15 protein-coding genes and 1 riboswitch are annotated in these 18,696 nt (G+C 65.4%); of the genes, 4 read left to right on the top strand and 11 right to left on the bottom strand.

What is annotated here, in order from left to right; translation table 11 throughout:
- Positions 1–10: 10 nt before the first annotated feature.
- The 6 genes from bamB to ndk all read right to left on the bottom strand — a co-directional run bounded on the left by bamB (position 11) and on the right by ndk (position 5,242).
- Complete coding sequence (gene bamB / locus DGN21_RS09980) at positions 11–1,228, bottom strand: outer membrane protein assembly factor BamB (protein ID WP_184614493.1); 1,218 nt, start codon at positions 1,226–1,228, stop codon at positions 11–13.
- Complete coding sequence (locus tag DGN21_RS09975) at positions 1,228–1,866, bottom strand: tetratricopeptide repeat protein (RefSeq protein WP_016904423.1); 639 nt, start codon at positions 1,864–1,866, stop codon at positions 1,228–1,230. The genes bamB and DGN21_RS09975 overlap by 1 nt, the downstream gene beginning before the upstream one ends.
- Positions 1,867–1,936: 70 nt before the next feature.
- Positions 1,937–2,797 (bottom strand): helix-turn-helix domain-containing protein, encoded by an 861-nt coding sequence (locus DGN21_RS09970; RefSeq protein ID WP_184614491.1) that lies wholly within the window; start codon positions 2,795–2,797, stop codon positions 1,937–1,939.
- Positions 2,794–3,582 carry a type IV pilus biogenesis/stability protein PilW gene (gene pilW / locus DGN21_RS09965; protein WP_065031392.1) on the bottom strand — a complete coding sequence of 263 codons (789 nt, stop codon included), beginning with the start codon at positions 3,580–3,582 and terminating at the stop codon, positions 2,794–2,796. The genes DGN21_RS09970 and pilW overlap by 4 nt, the downstream gene beginning before the upstream one ends.
- Before the next feature lie 10 nt (positions 3,583–3,592).
- Complete coding sequence (rlmN, locus tag DGN21_RS09960) at positions 3,593–4,786, bottom strand: 23S rRNA (adenine(2503)-C(2))-methyltransferase RlmN (protein WP_226427823.1); 1,194 nt, start codon at positions 4,784–4,786, stop codon at positions 3,593–3,595.
- 30 nt (positions 4,787–4,816) lie between these two features.
- Positions 4,817–5,242: a nucleoside-diphosphate kinase gene (gene ndk, locus DGN21_RS09955; RefSeq protein WP_024940120.1), complete on the bottom strand. Its 426-nt coding sequence runs from the start codon at positions 5,240–5,242 to the stop codon at positions 4,817–4,819.
- A gap of 217 nt (positions 5,243–5,459) precedes the next feature.
- Here ndk and DGN21_RS09950 point away from each other — a divergent pair, with 217 nt between their 5' ends.
- The 3 genes from DGN21_RS09950 (at position 5,460) to DGN21_RS09940 (ending at position 9,858) form a co-directional block, all read left to right on the top strand.
- The gene (locus DGN21_RS09950) at positions 5,460–6,092 is read left to right on the top strand and encodes a TetR/AcrR family transcriptional regulator (protein ID WP_024940119.1); all 633 of its coding nucleotides are present in this window, start codon (positions 5,460–5,462) and stop codon (positions 6,090–6,092) included.
- A 25-nt stretch (positions 6,093–6,117) separates the two neighbouring features.
- On the top strand, positions 6,118–8,490 hold the full coding sequence (locus tag DGN21_RS09945) for a 3-hydroxyacyl-CoA dehydrogenase/enoyl-CoA hydratase family protein (protein ID WP_126966714.1): 2,373 nt from the start codon (positions 6,118–6,120) through the stop codon (positions 8,488–8,490).
- Between the two features lie 162 nt (positions 8,491–8,652).
- Positions 8,653–9,858 carry an acetyl-CoA C-acyltransferase gene (locus DGN21_RS09940; protein WP_102256773.1) on the top strand — a complete coding sequence of 402 codons (1,206 nt, stop codon included), beginning with the start codon at positions 8,653–8,655 and terminating at the stop codon, positions 9,856–9,858.
- 325 nt (positions 9,859–10,183) lie between these two features.
- On the opposite strand, the gene crcB is transcribed toward DGN21_RS09940, so the two are convergent.
- From crcB to DGN21_RS09915, 5 genes are all read right to left on the bottom strand, one after another.
- Positions 10,184–10,585 (bottom strand): fluoride efflux transporter CrcB, encoded by a 402-nt coding sequence (gene crcB, locus DGN21_RS09935; protein ID WP_126966713.1) that lies wholly within the window; start codon positions 10,583–10,585, stop codon positions 10,184–10,186.
- A gap of 114 nt (positions 10,586–10,699) precedes the next feature.
- Positions 10,700–10,768, bottom strand: a riboswitch (Fluoride riboswitch).
- A gap of 2 nt (positions 10,769–10,770) precedes the next feature.
- Positions 10,771–12,060 (bottom strand): replication-associated recombination protein A, encoded by a 1,290-nt coding sequence (locus DGN21_RS09930; protein ID WP_226427869.1) that lies wholly within the window; start codon positions 12,058–12,060, stop codon positions 10,771–10,773.
- A 159-nt stretch (positions 12,061–12,219) separates the two neighbouring features.
- Positions 12,220–12,849: an outer membrane lipoprotein chaperone LolA gene (gene lolA, locus DGN21_RS09925; RefSeq protein WP_016901760.1), complete on the bottom strand. Its 630-nt coding sequence runs from the start codon at positions 12,847–12,849 to the stop codon at positions 12,220–12,222.
- A gap of 107 nt (positions 12,850–12,956) precedes the next feature.
- Positions 12,957–14,888 carry a DUF3857 and transglutaminase domain-containing protein gene (locus tag DGN21_RS09920; protein ID WP_126966712.1) on the bottom strand — a complete coding sequence of 644 codons (1,932 nt, stop codon included), beginning with the start codon at positions 14,886–14,888 and terminating at the stop codon, positions 12,957–12,959.
- A gap of 184 nt (positions 14,889–15,072) precedes the next feature.
- The gene (locus DGN21_RS09915; RefSeq protein WP_104574548.1) at positions 15,073–17,430 is read right to left on the bottom strand and encodes a DNA translocase FtsK; all 2,358 of its coding nucleotides are present in this window, start codon (positions 17,428–17,430) and stop codon (positions 15,073–15,075) included.
- 283 nt (positions 17,431–17,713) lie between these two features.
- On the opposite strand from DGN21_RS09915, the gene trxB reads away from it, so the two are divergent.
- Positions 17,714–18,682, top strand: a complete 969-nt coding sequence (gene trxB / locus DGN21_RS09910) for a thioredoxin-disulfide reductase (RefSeq protein ID WP_016901755.1) — start codon at positions 17,714–17,716, stop codon at positions 18,680–18,682.
- Positions 18,683–18,696 lie beyond the last annotated feature (14 nt).

The raw sequence follows: 18,696 nt of genomic DNA, 5'->3' as shown, positions 1-18,696 counted from the left end.
CGCGAAGTCCTTATTGTGCCAACCGAAAGGCGGTGATATCGCCATCGGTGTTTTGTACCAACAGAATGCCGTCCACGACGATCGGCTGCGCCAGCAGCGTGTCGCGTCCAGCGCGAGCGCGCGCGGCCAGTGCACCGTCGCTGAGTTTCAGCCAGTGCAGATAGCCCTTGTAATCGCCGACCACAGCGTAATCGCCCTGGATAGCTACGCCGGTCAGGGAGCGACGCGCCAGCGCAGCCTGCGACCACATTGCCGCACCGCTGCTCTTGTCCAGGCCCCACACCGAGCCGGCGTTGTCGGAGACCACCACCACCGCCGAAGACACGCCAACGCCACCGGCGCCGCCGTGATCGCGCGTCCACAGCGGACGGCCGCTCGGGCCTTCCAGTGCGAGGGTTTCGTTCTTGAAGCTGGTCGCATACAGCGTGGTGCCATCGAGCACCGGGGCGCCGTCCACATCGGCCATGCGCTCCAGCTCGGTGCGGCCTTCCGGCACGCCGATCGCCTGTTCCCACAACGGGCGGCCGTCCTGCAGCGCCAGGGCGCTCAAGGTGCCGCTGTCGTTGCCGACGAACAGCACGCCCGGGCCGGTCACGATCGGCGCATTGCCGCGCACCGACAGGGTCGGGCCTTCTTCGGCATGGAACCAGCGACGCTCGCCGGTGGCCGCGTCGAAGGCGCTGACGCGACCATCGTTGCTGCGCACCAACACCAGGTTCTGTGCAATCGCCGGTGCGGCGATGACTTCGTTCGGCACCTTGGCACGCCATTTTTCGGTGCCATCGGCCTGGTTCAAGGCAATCACGTCGCCAGACAGGGTACCGATCACCACCAGGCCTTCGCCGACGCCGGGGCCGCCGGACAGGCGCTGCTTGAACTTGCGGTCGTTACGCTCTTCCTTCTTGGGCTTGTATTCCCACACGCGCTTGCCGGTCTGCAGGTCCAGCGCCTGCACGCCGCCGGTAATCGCCGCGGCGTACACCTTGCCATCGGCCACCGCCGGACGCTGGCGCACGCCGATATGGCCTTCGCCCTTGCCCACGCCGGTGGACCAGATCTTGTCGACCTTGACCGACGGCTCGAACTTGACCAGCTCGGCAGGTTCCTGCGCCTTCTTGGCAGCAGCGTCCTTCCCGGCAAACCAGCCCTTGATGGTGCTGCAACCAGCCAGCGACACGCCCATCAGGGCGATCAATGCAATGCGCTTGTACATATCAACCTGCTTCATCAAATCTGCTCCGCCGGATCGGGCACCTTGCCGCCCACATCCATCAGCTTGGTTTCCAGCAAACGGCGCTGCGGCGAGGCCACGTCCACCGTGGTCAGGGCCTTGGCGTAGAGCGCACGCGCTTCGTCCGGCTTGCCCTGCACGACCAGCGCATCGGCGCGGATCTCCAGGCTGGTGTGGTCCTGCGCATCGGCCAGCAGCTTGATCGCTTCGTCCGGCTTGCCGCTTTCGGTCAACACACGCGCCAGGCGCTGCTGCACGATCTGCTTGAGCTCGCCTTCGGCCGGCACGTCGCGCAGGGTCTTGATCGCTTCGGCATGCTTGCCGGCATCCACCTGGGCCTTGGCCAGACGCAATGCAGCCAGTTCGGCGTAGACACCGCCCTTGCCGTCATCGAGCGCCACGATGTCCTTGGCCGCCTTGTCCAGGTCCTTGCCCTGGATGGACTTGACCACCGCCTCGTAACGGGTATTGGCTTCCACCGACTGGGTGGCGGTGTGCTTCTGCCACCACTGCCAGCCCAGGATCAGGGCCAGGCCCACAACGACGCCGCCTACCAGCCCTGCGCCATTCTTTCTCAACCAGGAACGAACGCGTTCGCCTTGTTCGTGTTCGTCCAGCAGATCGTCGATCGCCATGCGTACTCTCGCTCCGTCATCCCGGAGGCGCGGAACATCAATAGGGAAAAATGAAAAACCGCAGTCCGCTTCACTCGGAAGCAGGTACCACGGAGCCGTCGGAGGATACCGCAAAACGGGCCACGTTAGCGCGCTGGAACGGTTTCACATCGACGATACTGCCGCCTTGCTGAACCTCTACCGCCGACGCATTACCCAGCACGATGCGACCCACCTGCCCTGGCGAATAACTGCGACGCTCGCCGGCACGCACCAGTGCCTTTTCGACCGCGCTGCCATCCGGTGCCAGAATCTGCACCCAGCTGTCGCCGCTGAAACTCAACGACAAACTGCCGCCACTGGCGGCCGACACTGCAGGGGTCTCGACCTCGGGCGCGGCCCGTGGCACCGGCGTCATCGACGCAATGTAAGGCGCCGGCTGCTCGCGCGGCGCACTGGCCGGCTGCGTGACAGCGTTGGCCGGGGTGCCGGTCCCGGGCGCTTCCGGCATGCTGTCCAGCGACACCGTGCTGGGCGCCTTGCCATCCAGATGCGAACGGGTTGCGTACCACACCGGCACCGCGAACACACCGGTGATCACCACATACATCGCCTTGCGCGCCGTGCTTTCCAGGATGCGCCGTGCCCGCGGCGTATGCGTGTGGCTGACCAGCTTGACCGGCTCGATCGGCGCAATCGCCGCCTGCTGCAGCAGCGGCTCTAGGTCCACATGCAGCAAGCGCGCATAGCTGCGCAACTGACCGCGCACGAAGACCGGCGCACCCAGGCGTTGCCAGTCTTCCTGCTCCAGCGAGCGCACCACATGCGCCGGCATGCGCAGCTTGCCGGCGACTTCGTCCACGCTCAGACCTGCCGCTTCGCGCGCATCGCGCAAATGCTGTCCGCAGCCCTTTTCCTGCTCGAAAGGGTTCGGATTGGAATCACTGATCACAATGCATTGGCCCCGGGGTTAGCGGTCGCTGCGTCAGGAAATTCCTTGACCAACCGCTGTTGATAACGGCTGGCAGCTACCTTGTCGCCTAGCCCTTGCTCAATCTGAATGGCGAGTTGTAACACGGAAGCGGTTGCCGGTGCAGCCGCAAGCCGTCGTTCAATAAACGCACGCGCTTCGAAATAATTGCGATTGGTTACCTCGGAGCGCGCCATCGACTCGAGTGCGTATGGATTCCGCGGATCCAGTTCCAGCGCCTTGCGCAAGTCGCCGACCGCCCGCTGCGGCTGCCCGGCCTTGAGTGCGCAGCCACCTGCATTGCCCAACGCGGAGGCTGGCGATGCGTAGTTTCTGTCGGTCAGGGCGCGATCGAACCAGATCAGCGATTCGGCCGGCGAGCCGTTCGCGCACAACCACGCGCCGTAATTGTTCAGGACATCGCCGCGCTGCGGCGCAAGCTCCGCGGCCCGGCGGTATGACGCACCGGAGCCGGCAACATCGCCCTTGGCGCCTTGAATCAGCGCCAGCAGACCAATGGCATCCACCGACTGGGGATCTTTCTTCAAGGCTGCACGGACCTGCTCTTCGGCAGCGACGTAGTCGCCTGTCTGCAGCCGGTTATTGGCCAGGCCCAGCTTCTCCTGCACCGCCAGACGATTCTTTGTCGCGGTGCTGTCGCGGAACGAATGCACCTGCGCGACCTCCTCGACCGTCTGGACCGAGCCGGCCTTGGCATTGCGACCACCGCAGCCGACCGCGCACAGTGCGATCGCCACAGCCGCCATGGCTGCTAGATCACGCTGCCGCATCTCGACCGGCCTGCCCTTCCAGGGTGCGCAGGAAATCCGCCTGACGACGGGTGCGGTCCATGACCTGCCCCTTGAGCTGCCCGCAGGCGGCGTCGATATCGTCGCCACGGGTCCGCCGGACCATCGTCAGCACTTGTGCGTCGAGCAGGATCTTCTGAAACGCGCGGATCTCGGTCTCGCCCGAGCGCTCGTAACGCGTGCCCGGGAATGGATTGAACGGAATCAGGTTGACCTTGCCGGCGTCCTTGGACTGCACCGCATTGTCGAACTGACGCATCAACCTGGCCAGCTGGCGCGCATGCTCGGGCTGGTCGTTGATGCCTTTCATCAAGGTGTATTCGAAGGTGACCGAATCGCGCTTCTTGTTGCCGCGCAGATAACGCGCGCAGGATTCCATCAGCTCGGCGATCGGGTATTTCTTGTTCAACGGCACCAGGCTTTCGCGCAGCGTGTCGTTGGCCGCATGCAGCGAGACCGCCAGCGAGACATCGCTTTCGGTCGAGAGCCGGTCGATCATCGGCACCAGGCCGGAGGTCGACAGCGTCACCCGCTTGCTGGCCAGGCCGTAGCCCAGGTCGTCGCGCATCACGCTCATCGCGCGCACGACGTTGTCAAAATTCATCAGCGGCTCGCCCATGCCCATCATCACTACATTGGTGAGGCGGCGCTGCTGGTGCGGCACGTTGCCCAGATGGCGCGCCGCCACCCACACCTGCCCGACGATCTCGGCGGTGGTGAGGTTACGGTTGAAGCCCTGGGTGGCAGTCGAACAGAAGGTGCAGTTCAGACCGCAGCCGACCTGGGACGACACACACAGCGTGCCGCGGCCCTTGTCGGGGATGTAGACGGTTTCGATCGCGTTCTTGCCGTCGGTACCCATGGCCAGCAGCCACTTGTGGGTCCCGTCGGTGGACGGCTTGTCGAACACGACATTCGGGACGAGGACCTCGGCGTGCTGGTGCAACTTCGCACGCAGCGCCTTGCCGAGGTCCGTCATCTGGTCGAAATCGGTGACGTAGCGATGGTGGATCCACTTCATCACCTGATGGGCACGGTAGCGCGCTTCGCCGAGCGTGTCGGCGAAGAAGCGCTCCAGTCCCTCGCGGTCGAGGTCGAGCAGGTTCTGCTTGCGCAGTTCCGGGGTACGGACGGGAACGTCCTGCAGCACGGAGGGGATCACGACCTCATTCACGATTCGACTCTCTCGGCCTCAGCGCGAGACCACTTCGGTGGCGGCAAAGAAATACGCGACTTCGTTGGCAGCGTTCTCGACCGAATCCGAGCCGTGGGCGGCATTGGCATCGATCGAGTCGGCGAAGTCGGCGCGGATGGTGCCCGGCGCAGCGTCCTTGGGATTGGTCGCGCCCAGCAGGTCACGGTGTGCGGCAACGGCGTTCTCGCCTTCCAGCGCCTGGATCATCACCGGGCCGGAGATCATGAACTCGACCAGCGCGTTGAAGAACGGACGCTCGCGGTGCACGGCATAGAAGCCTTCGGCTTCGCGACGCGACAGCTGCTTGTACTTGGACGCCACGATCTTCAGGCCGGCCTTCTCGAAACGGCTGTAGATTTCGCCGATGACGTTCTTGGCAACGGCGTCGGGCTTGATGATGGACAGGGTGCGCTCCAGCGCCATGGGAGGATCTCCGTTGGGCGGGCCACTGAAGGCCCGAGGTTATCATGAAAAAAACCCGCGTCAAAACGCGGGCTTAGGCTTCTTTGCGATGGTCAATTCTATCCCTTCGTCGCTGCATTTGCACACCGCCCCCTGAATCGTGCTGCGTTGCCGCATGACCGCTGCAGCGTCCAGCCCGTAGACTCAAACAATCGTTTGATTGAGTTCCGCCCCGCGCATGCCCAAGCCCGCCCACTTCTCCACCAAGGACCGCATCCTCGGCGCGGCCGAGGAGCTGTTCGCCCAGCATGGCTTCGCGGGAACCTCGCTGCGCCAGCTGACCACCCAGGCCGACGTCAATATCGCGGCGGTCAATTACCACTTCGGGTCCAAGGAAAACCTGGTCAACGAGGTGTTCCGTCGCCGCATGGACGAGATGACCGCCGCGCGCCTGCAGCAACTGGAGGCGGCCAGGAAGTCACAGCCGGGCGAGCTCACCGCGGTGCTGGCGGCCTTCGTCGAGCCGGCCCTGGCAATGGCGCAGGACCGCCAGAGCGGCGGCGCGTTCGTGCGGGTGATCGCACGCGCCTACGCCGAAAAGAACGACAACCTGCGCAAGTTCCTGTCCGACCACTACGGGCATGTGCTGCGCGAGTTCGGCAAGGCCATCGCTGCCTGCGTGCCGGGCCTGAGCAAGGAAGAGCTGTACTGGCGCCTGGATTTCCTCGCCGGTGCGCTCACCTATGCGATGGCCGATTTCGGGCTGATCAAGCGCCCGGCCGGGGTCAGCGAGGCCGACCACCGCGCGCGCGCCGCGCGCGAACTGATTCGTTTTGCGGAACCCGGTTTCCGTACCCATTCCACACCGTAGTCGCTCACACCAAAGGCTCATCGCTATGTCCAATCCGTTGCTAGTCCGTCGTGCTGCCGTGCTCGGTGCCGGCGTCATGGGCGCGCAGATCGCCGCGCACCTCACCAATGCCGGTGTCGACACCGTGCTGTTCGACCTGCCTGCCAAGGAAGGTCCTGCCGACGGCATCGTGCTCAAGGCCATCGCCAACCTCGGCAAGCTCAGCCCTGCCCCGCTCGCCAGCAAGGCCCTGGCCGAGGCGATCACGCCGGCCAACTATGAAAGCGGTCTGGAGCAGCTGCGCGATTGCGACCTGATCATCGAAGCGATCGCTGAGCGCATGGACTGGAAGCAGGACCTGTACAAGAAGATCGCCCCGTTCGTGTCCGATCACGCCGTGCTGGCCTCCAATACCTCCGGCCTGGGCATCAACAAGCTCTCCGACGTGCTGCCCGAGCAATTGCGTCACCGCTTCTGCGGCGTGCATTTCTTCAATCCGCCGCGCTACATGCACCTGGCCGAACTGATTCCGGCCAAGGGCACCGACAAGGCCGTGCTGGAAGGACTGGAAAGCTTCCTGGTCACCACGCTGGGCAAGGGCGTGGTGTATGCGAAGGACACCCCGAACTTCATCGGCAACCGCATCGGCGTGTTCTCGATCCTGTCCACCATCCACCACACCGCCGAGTTCGGGCTGGGCTTCGATGAAGTCGATGCGCTGACCGGCCCGCTGGTCGGGCGCCCCAAGTCGGCGACCTACCGCACCTCGGACGTGGTCGGCCTGGACACCATGGCGCACGTGATCAAGACCATGGGCGACACCCTGCCCGACGATCCGTGGCACCAGTACTTCAAGTCGCCCAAGTGGCTGGAGGCGCTGATCGGCAAGGGCGCGCTCGGCCAGAAGGTCGGTGCCGGCATCTTCCGCAAGGTCGGCAAGGACATCGTGGTGCTGGACCTGGAGAAGCAGGATTACAGAACCGCCGATCGCAGCGCGGCGCCGGAAGTGGTCGAGATCCTCAAGATCAAGAACCCGGCCGAGAAGTTCGCCAAGCTGCGCGAAAGCCAGAACCCGCAGGCGCAGTTCCTGTGGGCCACCTTCCGCGACCTGTTCCACTACAGCGCCTACCACCTGGCCGATATCGCCGAAACCGCGCGCGACGTGGATCTGGCGATCCGCTGGGGCTACGGCTGGTCGCTCGGCCCGTTCGAGACCTGGCAGGCCGCCGGCTGGAAGCAGGTAGCGCAGTGGATTGCCGAAGACATCTCCAACGGCAAGAGCATGAGCAGCGCGCCGCTGCCGAACTGGGTGTTCGACGGCCGCGACGGCGTGCATGCGGCCGAAGGCTCGTACAGCCCGGCGCGCGACGCCAAGCTGCCGCGCTCGGCACTGCCGGTGTACAAGCGCCAGCGCTTCCCCGATCCGCTGCTGGGCGAGCAGTTCTCGCCGGGCGAGACGGTGTTCGAAAACGACGGCGTGCGCATGTGGCATGACGGCGACGACATCGCCGTGGTCAGCTTCAAGACCAAGATGAACACCGTCTCCGATCACGTGCTCAATGGCCTGCAGGAGGTCGTTGGCCGCGCCGAGAGGGACTTCGCCGGGCTGGTGATCTGGCAGCAGAAGGAGCCCTTCTCCGCCGGCGCCGATCTGGCCGGCGCGCTGGGTCTGCTGCAGGCCGGCAAGGTCGATGCATTCGAAGCGCTGGTCGCCAACTTCCAGGCCACCAGCCAGCGCATCAAGTACGCGCAGGTGCCGGTGATTTCGGCCGTGCGCGGGCTGGCGCTGGGCGGCGGCTGCGAGTTCCAGATGCACAGCGCCAAGACCGTGGCTTCGCTGGAAAGCTATATCGGTCTGGTCGAAGCTGGCGTTGGCCTGCTGCCTGCCGGCGGCGGCCTGAAGGAAATCGCCGTGCGTGCCTCGCAGGCCGCAGGTCCGGGCGGCGATGTGTTCGCCGAGCTGAAGAAGACCTTCGAGACCATCGCGATGGCCAAGGTGTCCAATTCGGCGGTCAATGCCAAGGAGCTGGGCCTGCTGCGCGCCACCGACAAGGTGGTGTTCAACAGCTTCGAGGCGCTGCACATCGCCAAGGCCGAAGCGCGCGCACTGGCCGAAGGCGGCTATCGCGCCCCGCTGCCGGCACGTCGCATCCAGGTCGCCGGCGACGTCGGCATCGCCACCTTCAAGATGCTGCTGGTCAACATGCTGGAGGGCCGCTTCATCAGCGACTACGACTATGAAATCGCCACCCGCATCGCCACGGTGATGTGCGGCGGCGAAGTCGATCGCGGCGCACTGGTCGACGAAGAATGGCTGCTCAAGCTGGAGCGCAAGCACTTCGTCGAACTGGCCCAGCAGGAAAAGACCCAGGCGCGGATTGGGCACATGCTCAAGACGGGTAAGCCGTTGAGGAACTGAGATTCGGGATTCGGGATTGGGGATTCGTAACAGCGGCTCCCCTGCCCTCCAACATTCTCGCTTCCACCAAATTCATCCGCCGGGCAGGACCATTCAGGAATCAGGATCCGCAGTTGCGAATCCCCAATCCCGACTCCCCAATCCCGGCTATCGGAGATAGCCATGAGCAAGCAGATTCAAGAAGCCTACATCGTCGCCGCCACCCGTACGCCGGTCGGCAAGGCGCCCAAGGGCGTGTTCCGCAATACCCGTCCCGACGACATGCTGGCGCACGTGTTGCGTGCAGTCGTGGCGCAGGCGCCGGGCATCGATCTGTCGCGGATCGACGATGCCATCATCGGCTGCGCGATGCCCGAGGGCGAGCAAGGCATGAACGTGGCGCGCATCGGCGTGCTGCTCGCCGGCCTGCCCAACAGCGTGGCCGGCCAGACCATCAATCGGTTCTGTTCGTCCGGCATCCAGGCCGTGGCGATGGCCGCCGACCAGATCCGTCTGGGCAATGCCGACCTGATGCTGGCCGGCGGTACCGAGTCGATGTCGATGGTGCCGATGATGGGCAACAAGGTCGCCATGTCGCCGAACGTCTTTGCCGACGACCACGTCGCGATCGCCTACGGCATGGGCATCACCGCCGAGAAAGTGGCCGAGGAATGGAAGGTCTCGCGCGAGGATCAGGATGCATTCGCGCTCGCTTCGCACCAGAAGGCGATTGCCGCCATTGCCGCCGGCGAATTCCGCGACGAGATCACTCCGTACGAGATCCTCTCGCACCAGCCCGACCTGGCCGGCAATGTCATCGCGCTGCGCAAGCGGCTGATCGACACCGATGAAGGCCCGCGCCCCGACAGCTCGCTCGAAGGCCTGGCCAAGCTGCGTCCGGTGTTCCGCAACGGCCAGTTCGGCGGCAGCGTCACCGCCGGCAACTCCTCGCAGATGAGCGACGGCGCCGGTGCGGTGCTGCTGGCCTCCGAGCAGGCGATCAAGGATTACGGGCTGACCCCGCTGGCGCGCTTTGTCAGCTTCTCGGTGGCCGGCGTGCGTCCGGAGGTGATGGGGATCGGCCCGATCGCGGCGATTCCCAAGGCGCTCAAGCAGGCCGGCCTGACCAAGGACCAGATCGACTGGATCGAGCTCAACGAAGCCTTCGCCGCACAGGCGTTGGCGGTGATCCGCGACAGCGAGCTGGATCCGTCCAAGGTCAACCCGCTCGGCGGCGCCATCGCCCTGGGCCACCCGCTGGGCGCCACCGGTGCGATCCGTGCCGCCACCCTGGTGCACGGTCTGCGCCGTCGTCAGCAGAAATACGGCATGGTCACCATGTGCATCGGCACCGGCATGGGCGCGGCAGGCATCATCGAAGCGCTGTAAGTCATGCACTGCGGGATCGGCCGCCGGGCCGATCCCGCAACGCCGACCAGGCTGTCAGTCAATCAGGGCGTGCGCGAGCACGCCTTTTTTATGCGCCAGTGCAAACAGTCGTCAGCGAATGCCAGCGACACCATGCATCCGTCGGCGCGCCCGACAGGCACGCGACCAGGCGTCGCGTCCGAGCATGGCTCCTGATGGCAGGTTGACCGTTGCCCGGCGGCGCCAACACATGCCAGCCATTCAATCGTCGGCGTGTATCTACGCTCGCAACGTCGCCGCATCCCGGCCTTGGCTTCACTGCCGCGATTACACGGCAGAGCTGCGCCTAACGCGCCACCAGCCACTGACCGGCACGCGCACCGGCGAACACCAGCGCCAGCCCGGCCACCAGCGTGATGGCCAGATACACGCCGATCATCGCGGACCGATCCGTGCGTGCGAATACCAGGCATTCCATCATCAGCGAGGAGAACGTGGTCAGCCCGCCGATCACACCGACGATCAACAAGGCCCGCAACGGCCAGCTTGCCGGCCCGCGCGCATCCAGCCAGACCAGCAGCACGCCGGCGACGAACGAGCCGAGCAGATTCACGGTCAGCGTGCCCCACGGAAATCCGTTGCCGAAGCGCTGCAGCAACGAAGCACCGATGGCAAAGCGCAGGCCGGAGCCCAGCGCACCGCCGATCATCGCCAACAGCAATTGCTGCCACCACACCGGTGCGTTCATGCGCGCACTCCGCAGGCGGCCAAAGGGGGTTTCAACAAGGTGTCGTGCATGTCGGCATCATCCGGTTTTCTGAGCGAGAAAGGATGCCGGGGCACAGACCTGCCGCCCCGGCGGGGGTGGGCAGGCATCATCAGCGCGCAAGGTGCGTGCGGTTCAAGGAGGAATGCCATCTCCTGTGCGGCCGATTATGCCGTGGGCTTGCCGCCCTTGTCAGCCCGCGCCTGTTCGCGCGCGGCGCGCAGGCGGTCGAGCTTTTCCTTGAGCTTGATCTCCAGCCCGCGCGGCACCGGGTTGTAATAGACCCGCTCGCCCATCGCATCCGGAAAGCCGGTCTGGTCCAGCGCGATCCCGCCTTCGGCGTCGTGGTCGTACTGATAGTCCTGCCCGTAGCCCAGCGTCTTCATCAGCTTGGTCGGCGCGTTGCGCAGATGCAGCGGCACCTCCTGCGTGCCGGTGGCGCGCACCTCGGCCTTGGCCTGGTTGAAGGCGGCATAGCCGGCATTGGACTTGGCGGTGCTGGCCAGATACAGCACCAGTTGCGCGAACGCCAGCTCGCCCTCCGGGCTGCCCAGACGTTCGTAGATATCCCAGGCTTCCAGCGCCATGCTCTGCGCGCGCGGATCGGCCAGGCCGATGTCCTCGATCGCCATGCGGGTCAGCCGCCGTGCCAGATAGGCCGGGTCGCAGCCGCCGTCGAGCATGCGCGTGAGCCAGTACAGCGCGGCATCGGGGTTGGAGCTGCGCACCGATTTGTGCAGCGCCGAAATCTGATCGTAGAACTGCTCGCCGTTCTTGTCGAAACGACGCGTGCGGTCGGCCAGCACCTGCAGCAGCGTCTGCGGAGTGATCTGGCCACCTTCGCCGCCTGCCAGTTCCGCGGCGATCTCCAGCAGGGTCAATGCACGGCGCACGTCGCCGTCGGCCGCGCTGGCAATTTCCAGCAGCGAGGCATCGCTGACCTGGATGCTCTCCTGCCCCAGCCCGCGCTCTGGATCATGCAGCGCACGTTGCAAGGCCTCAACGATGTCCTGCGGCGAAACGCCTTCCAGCACGTGCACGCGGCAGCGCGACAACAATGCCGAATTCAGTTCGAACGAGGGATTTTCGGTCGTCGCACCGACGAACAGGATCGTGCCACGCTCGATATGCGGCAGGAACGCATCCTGCTGCGCCTTGTTGAAGCGATGCACCTCATCGACGAACAACACCGTGCGGCGCCCGCCGGCAAAGCGCTGCGCAGCCTCGGCCAGCACCTGGCGCACCTCGGGCAAACCCGACAGCACTGCCGAGATCGCCTTGAACTCGGCGTCGGCGTAATGCGCCAGCAGCAGCGCCAGGGTGGTCTTGCCGCAACCGGGCGGACCCCACAGGATCATCGAATGCACGCGGCCAGATTCCACCGCGCGTCGCAATGCGCTGTCGGGCGCGAGCAGTCGCTTCTGCCCGACCATCTCGTCGAGGGTGCGCGGACGCATGCGCTCGGCCAGCGGGCGCAGGTGCTCGCCGTCTACGCTGAGCAGATCGGCTTCGGGAGTGATGGGGAGCTTGGTTCGTGCCACGCGGCATTGTATCGCGTCAGCCAACGACCTTCTGCGAACACGGCCGTTGGCTGCACGACTGCTGCAAGCAACGGCTTACTGCGCGTCGCCGACCACGTCCACACCCTTGCCCGGCGTGTAGCGGAAGGTGTCGGCCGCGAATGCCGGATTGCGCTTCCAGCCGCTGAAGCTGATCGCAGTGCGCTGGCCGACCGCATCCACCACTTCCATCCTGGCCAGGCCATCCTTGCCGAACCCCAGCGAGGCCATCTGGAAACTGGCTTCGGTGTCGACCTTGGGCGTCAGCGACAGCCATTGCAGTCCGTCACGTGGCGCCGCTTCTTCGCTGACGTCGTATTGCTTGTCCAGGCGCGCCGGGTCGATCAATGCAACCAGTGGGCTGTTCTGTTCTTCGCTGCCCTGCGCACGCACGGTCACCTGCTCCAGGTCCGGGTCGAACACCCACACCTTCTTGCCATCGGCCACGATCAGCTGCTTGTAGGGCTTGGCGTATTCCCAACGGAACTGGCGCGGCGCCGACAATGCCACCCGCCCGCTCGCGCGTTCCTTGACCCGGCCGTTGGCATCGGAGACCTGCTGACTGAACTGCCCGTCCAGGCCTTTCAGGCCGCGTGTGAACGTGTCCAGCTCCTGACGCGCACCGGCAAACGCGGTGCCGGCGAACAGGGCGGTGGCGAGAACGGCATAACGGAGCTGGCGATGCATCGCGGTGTTCCAGAAAGGGTATGCGGGAATTCTGATACTTCCTAGATGAATGGGCGAGCGCTATCGCACAAGGCGTTCAGATCGCGGCCGCTGCCAGTCGATTCATCTCACTGCGCCGTCTGTACCCTGGACAGATCGCCGTACACGATCTGCCCGCGAAAGCCGCGCCGCACCTGCTGGTAGAGCTCGCGAAACGCACGGTAATCCTGCGGCTGACACAGCGCCTGCGGCCCACGTACTGCTGCGCGTTGCAAGCGATGCACCGCCGTCACCGTCTGGCCCTGGCGCGCCCACTCGACCGCGTACTCGCCAGCAGCGTTGCGAAAGCGGCTGCTGCGCGGAATCGCGATGATCGGCACCGTCGCCGGGAAGCTCACCACATAGGTCTCTTCGCGCACGCTGTCGTTGCAGTAGAACGGGGTCAGGTTGTCGTCGGCCGAGGTGGTCGTATAGATGCCTCGGGTGGATTCGGCACCGGGCATATCGGGCAAGGTCATACCGCCGACCACCGAAAAATCCACCGCATCCTCGGCCTGGAAGGAATAGCGATAGTTGAACGGCGCATCCAGATCCAGCGGGTCGCCCTGGATCAACAGATCGCCGGTGCCGTCGAAGCCGGACTGCGCAATGATCGACTCCTCGATGCGATTGCGGTTCTGCGCATTGAGCTGCACGAACATCGCACGCAGCCCCACCTCGCCGGTCTGTCCGCTGTCGAGCGTGGTCAGGCCGTGTAGCCCGCCCTGCGGGGTAAAGCGGTACTCGGTACGCGCGACGTAGCGGTTGACCTTGCGGTCGTTGGGCGGGGTATGCGTGACCTTGCCGTCCAGCGTATGCACCACCGGCGCCCCGAGGTCGCCGGCCGGCAACTGGCCGAAGCGCGCGTACGGATTGGTCGAATCGACATACAGATCGAACGCCGGGATGTAGGTGATGGCGTGATTGAAGCGGCCGAGCACCGGGATCGGCGGCAGCGTCGGCCCGCCTTCGGCACCGATCAGCACCGGTGTGCTGGCAATGCCCTTGGCCGCCAGCAAGGCTTCCAGGATCACGGTGTGGTCCTTGCAGTCGCCATAGTGGTTGGACAGAATGCTGTCGGCGCTGTTGGGCTCCAGCCCGCCATTGCCTAGGTATACCGCCACGTAGCGGATATTGCGCGCCACCCACGCGTATAGCGCAGCGGCCTGCGCCCGCGGCGCGTCGATGCCGCGGGTCACCTCGTCGGCCAGCGACTGGATCGCCGGCGTCACCGCGGCGGCGCGGCCACCCTTGACGTGATAGGCCAGGCCCATCTGCGCCCAGCTGTCGAAGGTGCTGGCCATCAAGGTGGGGCTGAACTCCCAGGTCGCCGCGCTCCAGTTCTGGTTCTTCATCGGCGTGGTGCGCTGATAGCGCCACTCCCAGCGCGCCTGATCGCCACGCACCACCGGCCGGGTCCCGCCCTGCAAGCCGCGCACCGACAAATGCATCGGCAATGCCTTCGGTGCCACCAGCGTGACCACCGCATCGTCGTATTGCGCGAACACGCTGAAGGTCTCCCACAGACTGAAGTAGCCGGGGAAGTATGGGGTGTTCTGCGCACGCCGCACGCGATAGACGATGCGCGCGCCCGGGGCCAGATTCGGGAACACCACCACCTTGACCTTGCGGTCGGCATACATCGCCGCCGCTGCGCTGGAGTAGCTTTCCTGGGTGTAGATCTTGTCGGGCGCCACATCCTGGCGCAGTCCTTCGGCGGTGACGGTGTAGGCCTGCAGCACCTCCAGGGTTTCCATCTTCTCGCTGTAGCTCAGCCGCACCTGGCTGAACTGCTCCACTGCCGACTTGGTCTTGAGCAGGATCTCGTACTCGTCGGTTTCCACGCTGCTGGCATCGGCACGCACTTCGTAGTCGGCGCGATAGCGCACGAAGCTGTAGTTGGTGTCGGCCTGCGTGCGCGCCACAGCGGCAGCAGGCGCGGGCTGTTGCTGGGCCTGGGCCTGGGCCAGCAATGGCAGTGAGATCAGCAGCAGCAACAGCAACACGGAACGACGCAGCATGGGTCTCGATCGCGGCGGGCCGGAGCGGCCCTCGGGCATCAGGGTAGCCGGTGTGCGCCGCAGCGTCAGGCACCGGCCTCCAACATTGCCGCATCCATGCGCATGTGCATACGCGCGCACACTCCGCATCAGCACGGAACGCGGCGTCGACCAGGCCGATACGCGCCGCGTCGCCGGCCGCCGATTACTTGGGCGGCGGCGGTGCCAGCACGGTGCGATCGCCATTGTGCTCGGGCGGGCTGACCACGCCGGCCGCTTCCATCGCTTCGATCAGGCGTGCGGCGCGGTTGTAGCCGATCTTCAAGCGCCGCTGCACGCCGGAGATCGAGGCACGCCGGGTTTCGGTGACGATGCGCAAGGCTTCGTCGTACAGGGGGTCTGACTCGTCGCCGCCACCGCCGCTGCTCTCCGGCAAACCGGTCGCACCGACCACGGTGCCATCGCCCATGGTCTGCACTTCGTCCAGCACGCCTTCGACGTAGGACACCGGCCCGCTGGCCTTGAGGTGCTCGACCACCCGATGCACTTCCTCGTCGCTCACGAAGGCACCATGCACGCGGTCCGGCAGCGCAGTGCCGGGCGGCAGATACAGCATGTCGCCATTGCCCAGCAGCGCTTCGGCGCCGGACTGATCCAGGATGGTGCGCGAGTCGATCTTGGAGCTGACCTGGAACGCCACGCGGGTCGGGATATTGGCCTTGATCAGGCCGGTGATCACGTCCACCGACGGCCGCTGCGTGGCCAGGATCAGATGGATACCGGCCGCACGCGCCTTCTGCGCCAGGCGCGCGATCAACTCTTCGACCTTCTTGCCGACGATCATCATCATGTCGGCGAATTCGTCGATGAAGATCACGATGAACGGCAGCGTCTCCAGCGGCCGCGGCGCCTCTCCCAGTTCGGGATTGGGCTTGAACAGCGGGTCCATCATCGGCTGGCCGGCGTCGATGGCGTCCTTGATCTTCTTGTTGAAACCGGCCAGGTTGCGCACGCCCACTGCGCTCATCAGCTTGTAGCGGCGCTCCATCTCGGCCACGCACCAACGCAGGCCGTTGGCGGCCTCCTTCATGTCGGTGACCACCGGCGCCAGCAGATGCGGGATGCCCTGATAGACGCTCAATTCGAGCATCTTCGGGTCGATCATCAGCATGCGCAGTTCCTTGTGCGAGGCCTTGAACAGCAGGCTCAGCACCATCGCGTTGACCGCCACCGACTTGCCCGAGCCGGTTGTGCCGGCCACCAGCAAGTGCGGCATGCGCGCCAGGTCGGCCACCGTCGGGCGCCCGGCGATGTCCTTGCCCAGGGCCAGGGTCAGCGGACTGGCCGACTTGTCGTATTCCTTGGAGCGCAGCAGCTCGGACAGGAAGATCATCTCGCGGCTGACGTTGGGGATCTCCAGGCCGATCACCGACTTGCCCGGGATCACGTCGACCACACGCACTGACTTGACCGACAGCCCGCGCGCGATGTCCTTGTCCAGCGAGCTGATCTGGCTGACCTTGATGCCCGGTGCCGGCTCGATCTCGAAGCGGGTGATCACCGGGCCCGGATAGGCCCCGACCACCTGCGCCTCGATGCGGAAATCCTTGAGCTTGAACTCGATCTGCCGCGACAGCGTCTCCAGCGTCTCTTCCGAATAGCCCTTGGCCTGCGGCTTGGGGTCGTCCAGCAGGGCCAGCGGCGGCAGGTCGGAGCCGTCGGTGCTCACGCCCTGGAACATCGGGATCTGGGTATCGCGCTTGGCGCGCTCGCTCTTTTCCACCACCGGTGCCGGCGGCGGCTCGATCTTGACCGGCTCGCGCTTGGCCTGCTTGACCGCATCGACCTTGCGCACTTCCTCGCGCTCTTCGCGCATCACACGGGTCTGCTGCCACTCGGTGGCCTGGTGGGTTTTGCGCTGCATCAGCGGCCCCAGCGCCAGCACCCAGGTGCCGATGCGCTCCATCACCGCAAACCACGACAGGCCGGTGGCCAGGGTGATCGACACCAGCAGCAGCACCAGCACGAACAGGTTCGCGCCCAAGGCCCCGAACCCGGCGCTCAGCGAATTGCTAACCAACCGCCCCAGGATCCCGCCAGCGGCGGCCACGTCGCCGCTGAACAGGCGCAGATGCAGGAAGCCGGTCGAAGCGATCAGGAAACCCACCATGCCGACCAGCCGCAATGCCGGCCCCAGGTCGGCCTCGGCCTGTCCTTCCTTGTCCATGCCGAACAAGGCGATCCAGGCCACCGCGCCCAGCACCACCGGCAGCAGGAAGGCCACATAACCGAACAGCTGCAGCAGCACGTCGGCCGTCCAGGCACCGACGCGGCCGCCCATGTTGTGCACCGGCGCGACCACGCTGCCGGTCTGCGACCAGCCCGGATCGGCGCTCGAATAGGTGAACAGGCTGGCCAGCAGATACAGCAGCAGCGGCGCCACCGCGATCAATGCCAGATCGCGCCAGAGCTTTTGCCGACGCGGATTGTCCGCCGCCGCTGTCTTGCGCGAGGACGTCTTGCCCTCAGCGGGCTTGCTGCGTTCGGGAACCTGCTTTGCCACCTGTAGCCAGACCTTAGAAAAATGCTGTTAGTGGTTGATAATAAACGACTGAGGCCACGGTTTCAGCTGTTGCATGCGCATCGCCTGCCCAGGCATGCGATGGTCAACAAAAAACGCCGCACGGGGCGGCGTTGATTACGCGTACTGGGTGGACCATGCCATCTGCGGTTCAAGCAGTTCCATCGCGCCGCCTTGATTCACCGGGTGGGGACCGCCACTCTATGCCGCCACAGGGGCGCGAATTCACCCGCCTGCCCTGCCAATTCCTAGATCGCGAGTATACATGAGCGCCTCTTCTGCCAGTCCCGCCAAGCATTCCCGTCTGCTGATCCTGGGCTCCGGCCCGGCCGGCTGGACCGCCGCGGTCTACGCCGCCCGCGCCAACCTCAAGCCGGTGGTGATCACCGGCCTGCAGCAAGGCGGCCAGCTGATGACCACTACCGAAGTCGACAACTGGCCGGGCGACCCCCACGGCCTGATGGGCCCGGACCTGATGAGCCGCATGCAGGCGCATGCCGAGCGCTTCGAGACCGAGGTGATCTTCGACCACATCCACACCGCCGACCTGTCGCAGCGCCCGTTCCGTCTGACCGGCGACGGTGCCGAATACACCTGCGACGCACTGATCATCTCCACCGGCGCCACCGCCAAGTACCTGGGCATCCCCAGTGAGGAAGCCTTCAAGGGCCGCGGCGTGTCCGCCTGCGCCACCTGCGACGGCTTCTTCTACAAGGACCAGGACGTGGTGGTGGTCGGCGGCGGCAATACCGCGGTCGAAGAAGCGCTGTACCTGTCCAACATCGCCCGCAAGGTCTACCTGGTGCATCGCCGCGACACGCTGCGCGCCGAAAAGATCATGCAGGACAAGCTGTTCGCCAAAGTCGCCGCCGGCAAGATCGAAACCGTCTGGCACCACGCCATCGATGAAGTACTGGGCAACGATGCCGGCGTCACCGGCGTGCGGGTCAAGTCCACCCTCGACGGCAGCACCCGCGAGATCGTCGCGCACGGCTTCTTCGTTGCCATCGGCCATCATCCCAACACGCAACTGTTCGACGGCCAGCTGGCGATGAACAACGGCTACCTGGAAATCCGCTCCGGCCTCAACGGCGCGGCGACCGAGACCTCGGTGGCCGGTGTGTTCGCCGCCGGCGACGTCGCCGACCAGCACTACCGCCAGGCGATCACCTCGGCCGGCTTCGGCTGCATGGCCGCGCTGGATGCCGAGCGCTACCTCGACAAGAGCGCCTGAGGTGGCTGCTGACC

It is taken from the genome of Xanthomonas sp. MLO165, assembly GCF_018831305.1.
GTDB lineage: Bacteria > Pseudomonadota > Gammaproteobacteria > Xanthomonadales > Xanthomonadaceae > Xanthomonas > Xanthomonas arboricola.
The sequence above is the reverse complement of the archived record's forward strand: the minus strand, read 5'-3'. Positions and strand labels throughout refer to the sequence as shown.

Excerpts from the sequence above, each read along its gene's own strand:
- bamB (WP_184614493.1), bottom strand. The coding sequence starts at position 1,228 with ATGAAGCAGGTTGATATGTACAAGCGCATTGCATTGATCGCCCTGATG.
- DGN21_RS09975 (WP_016904423.1), bottom strand. The coding sequence starts at position 1,866 with ATGGCGATCGACGATCTGCTGGACGAACACGAACAAGGCGAACGCGTT.
- pilW (WP_065031392.1), bottom strand. The coding sequence starts at position 3,582 with ATGGCGGCTGTGGCGATCGCACTGTGCGCGGTCGGCTGCGGTGGTCGC.
- ndk (WP_024940120.1), bottom strand. The coding sequence starts at position 5,242 with ATGGCGCTGGAGCGCACCCTGTCCATCATCAAGCCCGACGCCGTTGCC.
- DGN21_RS09950 (WP_024940119.1), top strand. The coding sequence starts at position 5,460 with ATGCCCAAGCCCGCCCACTTCTCCACCAAGGACCGCATCCTCGGCGCG.
- DGN21_RS09945 (WP_126966714.1), top strand. The coding sequence starts at position 6,118 with ATGTCCAATCCGTTGCTAGTCCGTCGTGCTGCCGTGCTCGGTGCCGGC.
- DGN21_RS09940 (WP_102256773.1), top strand. The coding sequence starts at position 8,653 with ATGAGCAAGCAGATTCAAGAAGCCTACATCGTCGCCGCCACCCGTACG.
- crcB (WP_126966713.1), bottom strand. The coding sequence starts at position 10,585 with ATGAACGCACCGGTGTGGTGGCAGCAATTGCTGTTGGCGATGATCGGC.
- DGN21_RS09930 (WP_226427869.1), bottom strand. The coding sequence starts at position 12,060 with ATGCGTCCGCGCACCCTCGACGAGATGGTCGGGCAGAAGCGACTGCTC.
- lolA (WP_016901760.1), bottom strand. The coding sequence starts at position 12,849 with ATGCATCGCCAGCTCCGTTATGCCGTTCTCGCCACCGCCCTGTTCGCC.
- DGN21_RS09920 (WP_126966712.1), bottom strand. The coding sequence starts at position 14,888 with ATGCTGCGTCGTTCCGTGTTGCTGTTGCTGCTGCTGATCTCACTGCCA.
- trxB (WP_016901755.1), top strand. The coding sequence starts at position 17,714 with ATGAGCGCCTCTTCTGCCAGTCCCGCCAAGCATTCCCGTCTGCTGATC.